At 54.6% G+C, this 10,527-nt stretch carries 13 protein-coding genes; 8 read left to right on the top strand and 5 right to left on the bottom strand.

Features of this window, described 5'->3' with window-relative positions; genetic code table 11:
- Both ACFSOY_RS15540 and ACFSOY_RS15535 read right to left on the bottom strand, forming a co-directional pair.
- On the bottom strand, window positions 1-1,190 hold a 1,190-nt coding region (locus tag ACFSOY_RS15540), incomplete at its 3' end, for an MDR family MFS transporter (protein WP_386048134.1).
- Window positions 1,191-1,426: 236 nt separating this feature from the next.
- The gene (locus tag ACFSOY_RS15535) at window positions 1,427-2,962 is read right to left on the bottom strand and encodes a YifB family Mg chelatase-like AAA ATPase (RefSeq protein ID WP_386048133.1); all 1,536 of its coding nucleotides are present in this window, start codon (window positions 2,960-2,962) and stop codon (window positions 1,427-1,429) included.
- Window positions 2,963-3,424: 462 nt separating this feature from the next.
- On the opposite strand from ACFSOY_RS15535, the gene ACFSOY_RS15530 reads away from it, so the two are divergent.
- Window positions 3,425-3,646 carry a hypothetical protein gene (locus ACFSOY_RS15530; RefSeq protein ID WP_386048131.1) on the top strand — a complete coding sequence of 74 codons (222 nt, stop codon included), beginning with the start codon at window positions 3,425-3,427 and terminating at the stop codon, window positions 3,644-3,646.
- On the opposite strand, the gene ACFSOY_RS15525 is transcribed toward ACFSOY_RS15530, so the two are convergent.
- Both ACFSOY_RS15525 and ACFSOY_RS15520 read right to left on the bottom strand, forming a co-directional pair.
- Window positions 3,643-4,062: a hypothetical protein gene (locus ACFSOY_RS15525; protein WP_386048129.1), complete on the bottom strand. Its 420-nt coding sequence runs from the start codon at window positions 4,060-4,062 to the stop codon at window positions 3,643-3,645. The two genes, ACFSOY_RS15530 and ACFSOY_RS15525, sit on opposite strands and share 4 nt — an antisense overlap.
- A 127-nt stretch (window positions 4,063-4,189) precedes the next feature.
- Window positions 4,190-4,642 carry a molybdopterin-dependent oxidoreductase gene (locus ACFSOY_RS15520; RefSeq protein WP_386048128.1) on the bottom strand — a complete coding sequence of 151 codons (453 nt, stop codon included), beginning with the start codon at window positions 4,640-4,642 and terminating at the stop codon, window positions 4,190-4,192.
- Between the two features lie 70 nt (window positions 4,643-4,712).
- On the opposite strand from ACFSOY_RS15520, the gene ACFSOY_RS15515 reads away from it, so the two are divergent.
- Together ACFSOY_RS15515 and ACFSOY_RS15510 are read left to right on the top strand one after the other, a co-directional pair.
- On the top strand, window positions 4,713-5,942 hold the full coding sequence (locus ACFSOY_RS15515) for a multidrug efflux MFS transporter (protein WP_386048126.1): 1,230 nt from the start codon (window positions 4,713-4,715) through the stop codon (window positions 5,940-5,942).
- A gap of 22 nt (window positions 5,943-5,964) precedes the next feature.
- Window positions 5,965-6,408, top strand: coding sequence for a hypothetical protein (locus ACFSOY_RS15510; protein ID WP_386048124.1), 444 nt, complete (start codon window positions 5,965-5,967; stop codon window positions 6,406-6,408).
- A gap of 89 nt (window positions 6,409-6,497) precedes the next feature.
- On the opposite strand, the gene ACFSOY_RS15505 is transcribed toward ACFSOY_RS15510, so the two are convergent.
- Window positions 6,498-6,983 carry a nitroreductase family protein gene (locus tag ACFSOY_RS15505; protein WP_386048122.1) on the bottom strand — a complete coding sequence of 162 codons (486 nt, stop codon included), beginning with the start codon at window positions 6,981-6,983 and terminating at the stop codon, window positions 6,498-6,500.
- A gap of 127 nt (window positions 6,984-7,110) precedes the next feature.
- Between ACFSOY_RS15505 and ACFSOY_RS15500 the strand changes: the two genes are divergently transcribed.
- The 5 genes from ACFSOY_RS15500 (at window position 7,111) to sucD (ending at window position 10,500) form a co-directional block, all read left to right on the top strand.
- The gene (locus tag ACFSOY_RS15500) at window positions 7,111-7,605 is read left to right on the top strand and encodes a GNAT family N-acetyltransferase (RefSeq protein ID WP_386048120.1); all 495 of its coding nucleotides are present in this window, start codon (window positions 7,111-7,113) and stop codon (window positions 7,603-7,605) included.
- Between the two features lie 224 nt (window positions 7,606-7,829).
- Complete coding sequence (locus tag ACFSOY_RS15495; RefSeq protein ID WP_386048119.1) at window positions 7,830-8,066, top strand: hypothetical protein; 237 nt, start codon at window positions 7,830-7,832, stop codon at window positions 8,064-8,066.
- 77 nt (window positions 8,067-8,143) lie between these two features.
- Window positions 8,144-8,308, top strand: coding sequence for a hypothetical protein (locus ACFSOY_RS15490; RefSeq protein WP_386048117.1), 165 nt, complete (start codon window positions 8,144-8,146; stop codon window positions 8,306-8,308).
- Window positions 8,309-8,415: 107 nt separating this feature from the next.
- The gene (gene sucC / locus ACFSOY_RS15485; RefSeq protein WP_386048116.1) at window positions 8,416-9,573 is read left to right on the top strand and encodes an ADP-forming succinate--CoA ligase subunit beta; all 1,158 of its coding nucleotides are present in this window, start codon (window positions 8,416-8,418) and stop codon (window positions 9,571-9,573) included.
- Between the two features lie 24 nt (window positions 9,574-9,597).
- Entirely contained in the window at window positions 9,598-10,500 is a 903-nt protein-coding gene (sucD, locus tag ACFSOY_RS15480) for a succinate--CoA ligase subunit alpha (RefSeq protein WP_386048114.1), read from the top strand.
- Window positions 10,501-10,527 lie beyond the last annotated feature (27 nt).

Raw genomic sequence — 10,527 nt, 5'->3', positions numbered from 1 at the left:
GAAGCGGGCAGATGACGGAAGAGCCGCCAGAAAGTAAAAGCGCTCAGCAGTGCGCAGAAGAGCAAGAGGCTGAACACACCGAGTGGCGAGATCATGCCAGACAGCATGATCGTGAGCGGCGCAACGAGCCGAGCTATTGAAAAATGCAAGGTGTAGCCACCCATGTACAGACCGCGCTTCTCTTCGGGCGCGTATTTGCTGATCAGGCTTTGTTGGATGGGCAGGCGAATCATCTCTCCCAAGCAAAACAGGGTCATGCACAGAAGCAACAGCCAGAGGTTCGAAGTGAATGCCATCGAAAACAAACCAACGCCGTGCAACAGGCATGACAGCAACAGTGCGTTGCGATCACTGATCGATTTAAACCACTTGGCAACTCGCATCGAAAACAGGATGACGAGCAAGCCATTCCAACCTAACATCCAGCCATACACGTTCGCACCAGCGGGCATGAGTTCGGTTAGATAGACGGCCAGATACAAAGTGGTCTGCATGAATACGATCGCGATCAGCACACAAGCGAGCAAATAAAGGGTGAAGGGGCGATCTGACAGCATCTGTTTGAGACCGGACAAGATGTTCGGCCCCCCATTTTTGCTCGTTTCAAGTGCCAACTCTTTCCGTGTAGAAGCGGGAGTTGTCTCGCGAAAGAACAACAGGATGGTCAACCCGTAAAGAAAAAGCACACCGCCACAGATGAGCAGCAGCAACGAAAGGTTTTGAGCGAAAAGAAACGATCCGAGCAACGGACCTGCGACCACCCCGATATTAAAGGCGGTTTGCACGCCGGCAAAAACGTGACGCCGCTCTCTTTCAGAAGTCAAATCGGCGATCATCGCCGTCGCAGCTGGCAGGTACAGCGAGTAGGAGCAAGAGATCCCCACAAAGGCGATCCATTGCAACCAGATGCGATCGGTGAGCAAGAACAGGAAGAACATCGCCGACTGCGCAAAGATTCCCGCGTACATCGTTTTTCGCCGCCCTGCTCGATCGGCGAGATGTCCCCCGAGCAACGTTGCAAAGATGGAAGCGATGGTAGGAAGTCCGAGCAACACCCCTGCCGTCTCTTTGCTATACACTTCACTAAAGTAGATGGCGACAAACGGAAAGAACATCCAAAAAACGGTCTGTACAAATCCTTCTGCCACGACCCGCATCCACAAATTTCGATCCCACGAAAACAGGTTCATTTCAGCGTCCTCCAATCATGTCAAGGCGCTGCAAGTGTGACCGACCTGTATGCGGATGTGAGGAAGCAGGCGATATCTGATCCTCACAGATCAAGTCACCCGCAGCTGAAGAAAAGACTCTCAACCTTTACTTACCATGATTGGTTGCGTACACTGATTGCCCCCACTGTTCATCGCTCCTTTTTCGTGAATCGAATCAATTTTTATATGATTATAATCCTTACGCCCATCTTCCGTCACTCCCCAAAATATTTGCGATCCAAGCTGCGGTACTGAACCGCTTCGGCAAGATGCGGAATGTCGATCTGTTCCCGTCCTTCCAGGTCGGCGATCGTCCGAGCGACTTTTAAGATCCGATCATGAGCACGGGCGGACAACCCCAACTGCTCAAACGTGTCTTGCAACAAGGATGCTGCTTCTGAGGTGAGCGGGCAGTGCAGGCGAATCTCCCGCGGGGTCATCGCCGCGTTCCAGGGAGCGGGGCGGTCGAACAAGCGAGTCTGTTGAAGCGAGCGAGCAGCGGAGACGCGCCTCCCGATCTGTTCGGAAGTTTCTTCGCTGGAGGAGCTGAGCAGATCGTGGTATTGGATGCGCGGAACTTCAAGATGAAGATCGATTCGGTCGAGCAGCGGGCCGGAGATCTTGCTACGATAGCGGGCGATCTGCAGTGGCGTGCAGGTGCAGGGGCGGTAGTCTGATCCGTAATAGCCACAAGGGCAGGGGTTCATCGCCGCCGCTAGCAAAAAGCGGCTGGGAAAGGTGTAGGTCGCCTGTGTTCTCGCGATCGTCACTCTCGCATCCTCCAAAGGCTGGCGCAACATTTCGAGCACAGACTTTTTAAACTCTGGCAACTCGTCCAAAAACAGGACACCGCCGTGTGCAAGCGTCACCTCTCCCGGCTTGGGAATCGTGCCACCGCCGATCATGCCACCGACTGAGATCGTATGGTGCGGGGAGCGAAAGGGACGTCTGCTCATCAACTGCCCAGCTGATGCGAGCAGTCCAGAAGCGCTGTACACCTGCGTCACCTGCAACGACTCCGCTCGGGTGAGCGGTGGCAAGATGGTTGGCAATCTGCGCGCAAGCATCGTCTTCCCGCTGCCGGGCGGGCCGATCAAGAGCACATTGTGCCCACCGGCAGCTGCGATTTCTAACGCTCGCTTCACATGCGGTTGCCCTCTGATCTCGGAGAAATCCTCATGGAATTCCGCATGATCGTTCGCGGCGTCTGTCGCGCGTGCGACAGCGGGAGCGATCTGCAAGCGGCCGCTGAGAAACTCGACCGCCTCGCGCAGCGAGCCGACCGGATAGACGGTCAGACCTTCGACGAGCGCCGCTTCTTGTGCATTTTCGGAAGCGGTCAGCAACAGGTGCAACCCCTGCTCCTTGGCGGCGAGAGCGAGCGATAACATTCCTTTCACCGGGCGGAGCGCACCGTCGAGCGCCAGTTCACCGACTGCCGCCATCCCCTCCGGCAATGGTGTCGGAAGCACTCCTGCAGCCGCCAAGATGCCGAGCGCCAAGCACAGGTCGAAGCCTGCGCCTTCCTTGCGCAAGGCCGCCGGAGCCAGATTGGCTGTGATGCGCTGCATGGGGAAGTCAAACCCGCTGTTGCGCAGGGCGGCACGCACGCGATCTTTTGCCTCGCGCACCGAACTGTCGGGAAGTCCGACGAGATCGAAGCTGGGCAGCCCGTTGGAAAGATCGACCTCCACCAGCACGATCACGCCCTGCAACCCGTACAAGGCGATCCCGGTCAATTGAGCATACATGAACAGTCCTCCCCCAGCGAAAACAGGGACGTCTTCGCGAAAAGTTTGAGTTTTTGGGTTCATATTCGGTTGGAAATGCATAGAATAAATCTAAGGTCAAAAGACGCGTTGGAAAAATGATTCCAAACAAATTATGAATCTCATCGCGTTTTACTGATCTTTTCTGCAGAATCGTCTATAATAAGAGAAGTAGGGATTTGAGAAACAGGAGGTGAAAAGGGTTGGAGTACGTGTGCCTCGAGTGCGGAGGTTTCTTCGAGGGAGACGAAATCCGCCGATCTAAGAACCGTTGTGAGTCATGCGAGGATACTTCTAATGACGAACAAGGAGAGAGTCATGGACGCCGTTGACAGTAAGAAACCAATCTAAACGCCCCCATTCGTGATCAGACGATGGGGGCGTTTAGCATGTTTCCACTTTACATATCCTAAAGGCATCTTGGAGCAGAAGGGGGACATCTTGATGATTCAAGTAAAGCTGTATCATGACCAATATGCCAAGATGCAGCATGAAAAAACGTTGGATCGCTTTTTTCCCAAAAACAGCGTGGTGATGGAGTGCAAAATGTCGGAAGGTGAATTTGACGAGTTTCTAAAAGCGTCCGACATGATCACTTATAAACACCTTTTGAAAACCTATCAGGACGGTCAGATCTGCGGTGAGTTTACTGTGCTCGACCACTAGGGCTGGCGCGCGTGCGACCACGCGGTAAAACGCTTGAGCTGCTCGACCAATTCTGCCTGCCACTTTTGGTCGTCGAGCGATTTGGCAAGGTTGATCATGTCGAGCAACGAGTCGATCTGTTCAGGCAGAACGCGGCGACCGCTGCGATGTCGCTCATCTTCGGGATAGGTGTGAAGCACCTGCTCGATCTTTTCACTTCCGATCGCCTCTTGCAGCGAGGCGACTTTCACACCATCCGTTTCGGCATGATGAGCCAACATGATAAAGTCGAGCTCAAGCTCCGGAGCGAGGTGGCTGCGATGACAGGTAGGGCAGCAGAGCAAGGGCACGTCGTGAATCAATACTCCACCGTCGGAGTAGACGCTTCTCATGATGGCGATCATCGACAGACCACAGCAGAGCGTACTCTTGGACATGTGCGTCCCTCCTAATCTGAGATCGGTCTTGTACGATATGTTTTAGGGTACCATAAAACCCCCATCTCTGCGGGGGTTTTATCATTCGATCTGCCCCGTTTCCTCTAAACAGGATATGTGCACACGATCAGTTGCGCGCAAGATCGTCGGGGGAGACGGTGTTCGCAAATCCAAACTCCGCTTTTTGATGCGGTTCGGAGCGGATGAAGTTGATGCTGACCACCGATTTGACATTTAGACAGTCGCTGTGGCCGTCCGGCACCAAAAGTCGCACCGGAAATCCCTTTTTTAATGGCTTGTCCTCTTGAGAAAAGAGCAACAGCGCGTTTTCGAGCTGCTCGATCGGAAGGATTGCTTGAAAATCGTCGCTAGCGTGAAAGATGGCGTGTGTGCTTTCCGCCAACGGCTGTATTATTTCGAGAAGCGAAGAAACAGGAGTCGCAATTCCTGAGAAGGTTGATACAATAGGATTAACATCAAGGTGTGGACCTAGCTTTCCACTGGTAAAGTCAGAATATTCCAAGTCAAGTTCGCGACCGACAAGACCGTACACTCGAACTTGAAACGCCTCATGTGACATGAGAATCATCCCTCCTGAATACACGTGTGTACCTTGAAGTGATTGTACAACATAGAAAGAAGGAAAGTCCATGCAACTTTGGAAGCGCAACCTTGTGGTGCTATGGTTTGCCAACTTTACAGTGATGGCAGGAATGAGCTTGGTCATGCCGTTTTTGCCGCTGTACATCGAGGATCTCGGAGTCACCGATCCGCAGGAGCTGACGCGGTGGGCCGGGCTCGTTTTCTCCGGTACGTTTATGACCTCGGCGATCTTCGCGCCGATCTGGGGAGCGCTTTCTGACCGAACAGGGCGAAGGGTGATGTTGATACGAAGTGCGGTAGGCATGGCGATCGTCATGGCGCTGATGGGATTCGTCACGTCGGTCGATCATCTGTTCTACCTGCGGCTGGCGATGGGTGTCATCTCAGGGTTTATCCCGGCGGCTGTCGCGCTGATGGCGACCAACACGCCGAAGGAGCATGTCGGCTACGCGCTCGGAACCTTGCAGACAGGCGCTGTTTCCGGGCAGATCATCGGGCCGCTGATCGGTGGGGTGCTGGCAAACTTCTTAGGTTTCCGCAGCGTGTTTTGGTTCACAGCGGGCATGCTGGTCATCGCGACTGTCATCGTGACAGTGTTTGTAAAAGAGAACTTTCAAAAGCCTGCTCCTGCCAGCAAGGGAGCGAAGAGCGAGCGCAGGCGCTTTGAGATGGTCGGTCATCTCAAGCTGATCTGGCCGATGCTCGTCGTGTCCTTTTTGATCACCTTCTCGTCGATGATGGTCGATCCGATGATGTCGCTCTACGTGTCACAGCTGGTGCCAGGGTCGGAGAGCGTCGCGCTGATCGCCGGCATGATCACCGCCTGCACGGGGATCGCCAACATCATCTTCTCCCCACGTCTCGGTCGCTTGGGCGATCGGGTCGGCTACAAAAAAGTATTGCTCTTGGCGATGTGTGGCGCAGGTCTGATGTATCTGCCCCAAGCGTTCGTCACCGCGCCGTGGCAGCTGATGATCTGCCGATTCGGACTTGGCATGTGCATCGGCGGTCTGCTTCCGCAGGTGAATTCGCTGATTCGCTCGCGGGTGCCGCTTGAGGTGCAGGGACGGATGTTTGGCTACAACACGTCCGCCATGTTTCTGGGGAATCTCTGCGGGCCGAACGTCGGCGGATTTATCGGGGGGAAATACGGGTTTGGCTCGCTCTTTATCATCGCAACATGTACAATGTTGTGTAATGCGCTCTGGCTGAAATTTGCTGTCAAAGACAGGCAGCCAAAGCCGGATGCCAAAGCGCCTGCTGAGAGTGGAGCGTGATGGTGAAACGGAGGAAGCCTCGATGAGAAGATGGATCACAGCGGGAATCGTCTGCGGGCTGATGTTGAGCGGATGTGCCCCGCAGACTGCCGAACCGCAAAAGCCTGCACATCAAGAAAAAAGCGAATCGAAGTTGCAATTTGAAGACCTGTTGCAGACTTCCAAGTTGGTCATGACGACAAAAGCGGGGTCGGACCTGCCGAAAACGTGGAAGTTTGAGGGCGAGGAGGCGAAAGCGAAAGCGAACAGCCTCGTCGCTGTGTTAAAGCAGGGCAAAGAGCTGACACCCGAGGAAGGTCGCCTGGTGAAGAACACGGTGCCGATCGTTTCTTTCATCCTCGATGTGAGCGCTGAGAAGGCGAGCATCAGCGTCTATGAAGACCGCTTTGAGTTTCAAAGCAGATGGTACGAGCTGACCGATGCGCCCGACCTCACCTATGGTGCGATCAACGAGATCAAAAAGTAAGCGAACAGACACCTGACCGTCATTCGGCTCGGGTGTCTGCTCGTTTGTGGGGATTTAGTAAATGTCCGCAACCGTCGATCCAGCAGCGGTTAGGGCAGGTGGGTGATCTTTTGTTCGATCGAAGTTCGCGGCTTCGGCTCTGGCACCTCTGCCGGATAGCCGATCGGCAGGACACCGATCACCTCGTATCCGGGGAGCAGCCCAAACAGTTCCTGAACCCGCGGGGAGGCTCCGATCGAAGACCAACCGGTACCGACTCCTTCTGCGTGCGCTGCGAGCATCAGGTTTTGGATGAAGCAAGCGACCGCTTCCACGTGCTCGTCGCGGTCGATCGCCGTCTTCGCAGGCGTTGCCACCACGGCGAGAAGCAGTGGAGCGCCGCCAAAATCGGTCTTGTGCTGCAATTTTTCCCGCGTCTGCGGTCCGATGAAAAGAATTTCCCACGGCTCAGCCAGCCGGTGATTCGGCGCGAACGACGCGAGTTCCAGCCAAGCGACCACTCGCTCGATCGCAATCGGGTCCGGTTTGAACCGCTTGATGTTGCGGCGGGTGAGAATTGCGTCTGTCACATTCATGTTTGGTTTCCCCTCTCTGACGTACCGATAACAACCTCTCTATCATTGTATACGAACTGGCAATATTTTTTGTATATAGCTGCCTAAGCATGCTCGATTTTCAACGCACAATTGGAGGAGACGACCGATGAGTGAGTACACGATACAGTTTGGACGACTGGAAGATGCAGAGTTGATCCACGCGCTGACGCAAGATGCTTTCAGCACATACAAAAGTTTGCCGATGCCCTCCTCAGCTCTTCAAGAGACGGCAGCAGAGGTGCGAGCGGCGCTCGACCAGCAGAACATGCAGGTGGTGCTTTGTGCAGCATCACAGGGGGAAAGGGTTGGCTGTGTTCGATTTTCAGTGCAACAAGACGGCTTGTATTTCTCCCGAGTCGCCGTTGCCCGCGAGTGGCAAGGTCGAGGAATTGCCAAGCGGATGCTCGCATGGCTGGAACGCTTTGCGGAGGAGCAGGGACAGCGACGGCTCTGGTGCAAAGTTCGTGCGGAGCTGCCGCGAAATATTGAATTGTATCGAGGGCAAGGCTATCGCATCTTTTACGAAGAGCTAGTCGAGCGCGCAGGGGAGCGGATCGAGACTTTGCACATGGAGAAGGTGATCGAGCCGAGTGAACAATAACAGATGCGCAAGCTCGCGGCAGGAGGATTCGCGGTCGTGGAAAGGCCGTTTCGAACGGATCGCGACGCATTTCGGAAGGCAAGCGGTTCGATCTGATCGTGCGCCTCGCATCGACAAGAAGAGGCGGAAATGATGAGAAAATTAAGACAATGTCGGAACGTTTGTCTAGTTGAAACTTGATGGATATAATAGTGAAGGATGAGTGTGGAAGGGGGGCTTAGCGGATGGATAAAGCTGCCGTTCGCGCGATGGTGATCAAAAAGGTCGTGGATGAGCTGTACCTCGACGAGCAGTTTGTCACCGAACAGATTGACGCGATGGAAAAGGAATTGGGGGACGAATTGTACGGTCGTGATACGATCGCAGACGTGATCGCCCGCATTCTCGACATCATGGATCAGCATGAATGGTCGAGCGACAAGTCTGGCCTGATCGACAAGCCGGTCAAGAAACTGAACTAGTACACCGTACAGGCATTTCAAAGGTGAGGAAGCAGCATACTACCATCATCTGAATCCATTCAAAGGGGTGTCGTCAGATGAATCAAGAGTATACGCTCCGCTGTTCGCTTTGTGGCACGACTCATCAGGCAGAAGCATCGTCCATCGAGCAGTTACAAGCCGCCAAAGCTGGCAGTGCCACGTTTATCTGTGATCCGTGCCAGCGAAAAGTGCAGTTCGAAAGCGAACAGAAATACCGATAAGAAATTGTCATTACATGTCGTTTCTTGCAGGATTGCATCGAGTCAAGTCGAATATAAAGTGTTGGCATTGTACCATTTTTCACGAAACGAGTGGAGGAGGAAGCGGAATGAACATCCATGAGTATCAAGGCAAAGCTGTCTTGAAAAAGTATGGCGTCGCGGTTCCGAACGGCCGCGTGGCCTTTACGGTAGATGAAGCAGTGGAGATCGCTCAAGAGTTGGGCGGCAAAGCTGTAGTGAAAGCACAGATCCACGCGGGCGGCCGTGGCAAAGCAGGCGGCGTTAAGCTCGGCAAGAGCGTGGACGAAGTTCGTACATACGCAGAGCAGATCCTGGGCATGACTCTCGTCACCCACCAAACCGGTCCGGAAGGCAAAGTGGTCAAGCGTCTCTTGATCGAAGAGCTGTCCGACATCAAAAAAGAGTACTACATCGGCCTGGTCGTCGACCGCGCGACGCAGCGCGTCGTGATGATGGCGTCCGAAGAGGGCGGCACCGAGATCGAGGAAGTGGCAGCAGCAACTCCGGAGAAGATCTTCAAAGAAGCGATCGACCCGGCTATCGGCCTCGCTCCGTTCCAAGCGAAAAAGCTCGCATTCGCGATCAACATTCCGAAAGAGCTGGTCAACCAAGCGGTGAAGTTCATGACCGCACTGTACAACGCGTTTGTTGACAACGACTGCTCGATCGCAGAGATCAACCCGCTCGTCGTCACCGGCGATGGCCGCGTGGTCGCGCTGGATGCGAAGCTGAACTTCGACTCCAACGCGCTGTACCGCCATGCTGACATCTCGGAACTGCGCGACCTCGATGAAGAAGATCCGAAAGAGATCGAAGCGTCCAAGTTTGACCTGACCTACATCGCGCTCGATGGCAACATCGGTTGCATGGTAAACGGTGCAGGTCTCGCGATGGCGACGATGGATACCATCCAACACTTTGGCGGCACACCGGCGAACTTCCTCGACGTTGGGGGCGGCGCGACCAAGGAGAAGGTGACGGAAGCGTTCAAGATCATCCTGTCTGACGAGAACGTCAAAGGGATCTTGGTCAACATCTTCGGCGGTATCATGAGGTGTGACACGATCGCAGAAGGGGTAATCGCAGCTGCGAAAGAGCTCGGCCTCAAACACCCGCTCGTCGTGCGCCTTGAAGGCACGAACGTCGAGTTGGGCAAAAAGATGCTGAACGATTCCGGTCTGAACATCGTAGCGGCAGACAGCTTGGCTGACGCTGCACAGAAGATCGTCGCACTGGTGAAGTAATAACGAGCGAAGGAGGATAACCTAATGTCTATCTTGATCAACAAGGATACGAAGGTCATGACCCAAGGCATCACGGGTAAAACAGGCCTTTTTCATACTCAACAAGCGGTTGAATACGGCACGAACATGGTTGCAGGTGTAACCCCGGGCAAGGGCGGCACCGAAATCGAAGGCATTCCGATCTTCAACACGGTCGTGGAAGCGAAAGAAGCGACCGGCGCAAACGTTTCGGTCGTCTACGTTCCGCCAGCATATGCGGCAGACTCGATCATGGAAGCGGTCGACGCAGATCTCGATCTTGTCATCTGCATCACCGAAGGCATCCCGGTGATCGACATGGTCAAAGTGCGCCGTTACATGGAAGGCAAGCGCACTCGACTGATCGGCCCGAACTGCCCAGGCGTCATCACGCCGGGCGAATGCAAGATCGGCATCATGCCAGGTTACATCCACACTCCGGGGCGCGTGGGCGTCGTTTCTCGCTCCGGTACTTTGACCTATGAAGCGGTCTACCAATTGACCACCCAAAACATCGGTCAATCGACTGCGGTCGGCATCGGTGGCGACCCGGTCAACGGCACCAACTTTATCGACGTCTTGGAGCTGTTCCAAAACGACCCAGATACTGACGCGATCATCATGATCGGCGAAATCGGCGGGACGGCGGAAGAGGAAGCGGCAGAGTGGATCAAGGCGAACTGCACCAAGCCGGTCGTCGGCTTCATCGCAGGCGCAACCGCACCTCCTGGCAAGCGCATGGGCCATGCTGGTGCGATCATCTCCGGCGGCAAAGGCACTGCGGCTGAAAAGATCGCAGCGATGGAAGCTGCGGGCATCCGCGTAGCTCCGACCCCGTCCGATCTGGGCTCGACGATGGTCGAACTGCTCAAGGAAAAAGGCATGCTCGATAAAGTGACTGTGAAGTAAGAACTTTTCATCATACGCTCCATCGCA

The sequence above is a fragment of the Tumebacillus lipolyticus genome (genome assembly GCF_042682745.1).
Taxonomy (GTDB): domain Bacteria; phylum Bacillota; class Bacilli; order Tumebacillales; family Tumebacillaceae; genus Tumebacillus_A; species Tumebacillus_A lipolyticus.
The sequence above is the reverse complement of the archived record's forward strand: the minus strand, read 5'-3'. Positions and strand labels throughout refer to the sequence as shown.

Excerpts from the sequence above, each read along its gene's own strand:
- sucD (WP_386048114.1), top strand. The coding sequence starts at position 9,598 with ATGTCTATCTTGATCAACAAGGATACGAAGGTCATGACCCAAGGCATC.
- ACFSOY_RS15495 (WP_386048119.1), top strand. The coding sequence starts at position 7,830 with ATGGATAAAGCTGCCGTTCGCGCGATGGTGATCAAAAAGGTCGTGGAT.
- ACFSOY_RS15510 (WP_386048124.1), top strand. The coding sequence starts at position 5,965 with ATGAGAAGATGGATCACAGCGGGAATCGTCTGCGGGCTGATGTTGAGC.
- ACFSOY_RS15525 (WP_386048129.1), bottom strand. The coding sequence starts at position 4,062 with ATGTCCAAGAGTACGCTCTGCTGTGGTCTGTCGATGATCGCCATCATG.
- ACFSOY_RS15530 (WP_386048131.1), top strand. The coding sequence starts at position 3,425 with ATGATTCAAGTAAAGCTGTATCATGACCAATATGCCAAGATGCAGCAT.
- ACFSOY_RS15505 (WP_386048122.1), bottom strand. The coding sequence starts at position 6,983 with ATGAATGTGACAGACGCAATTCTCACCCGCCGCAACATCAAGCGGTTC.
- sucC (WP_386048116.1), top strand. The coding sequence starts at position 8,416 with ATGAACATCCATGAGTATCAAGGCAAAGCTGTCTTGAAAAAGTATGGC.
- ACFSOY_RS15520 (WP_386048128.1), bottom strand. The coding sequence starts at position 4,642 with ATGTCACATGAGGCGTTTCAAGTTCGAGTGTACGGTCTTGTCGGTCGC.
- ACFSOY_RS15500 (WP_386048120.1), top strand. The coding sequence starts at position 7,111 with ATGAGTGAGTACACGATACAGTTTGGACGACTGGAAGATGCAGAGTTG.
- ACFSOY_RS15515 (WP_386048126.1), top strand. The coding sequence starts at position 4,713 with ATGCAACTTTGGAAGCGCAACCTTGTGGTGCTATGGTTTGCCAACTTT.
- ACFSOY_RS15535 (WP_386048133.1), bottom strand. The coding sequence starts at position 2,962 with ATGTATGCTCAATTGACCGGGATCGCCTTGTACGGGTTGCAGGGCGTG.
- ACFSOY_RS15490 (WP_386048117.1), top strand. The coding sequence starts at position 8,144 with ATGAATCAAGAGTATACGCTCCGCTGTTCGCTTTGTGGCACGACTCAT.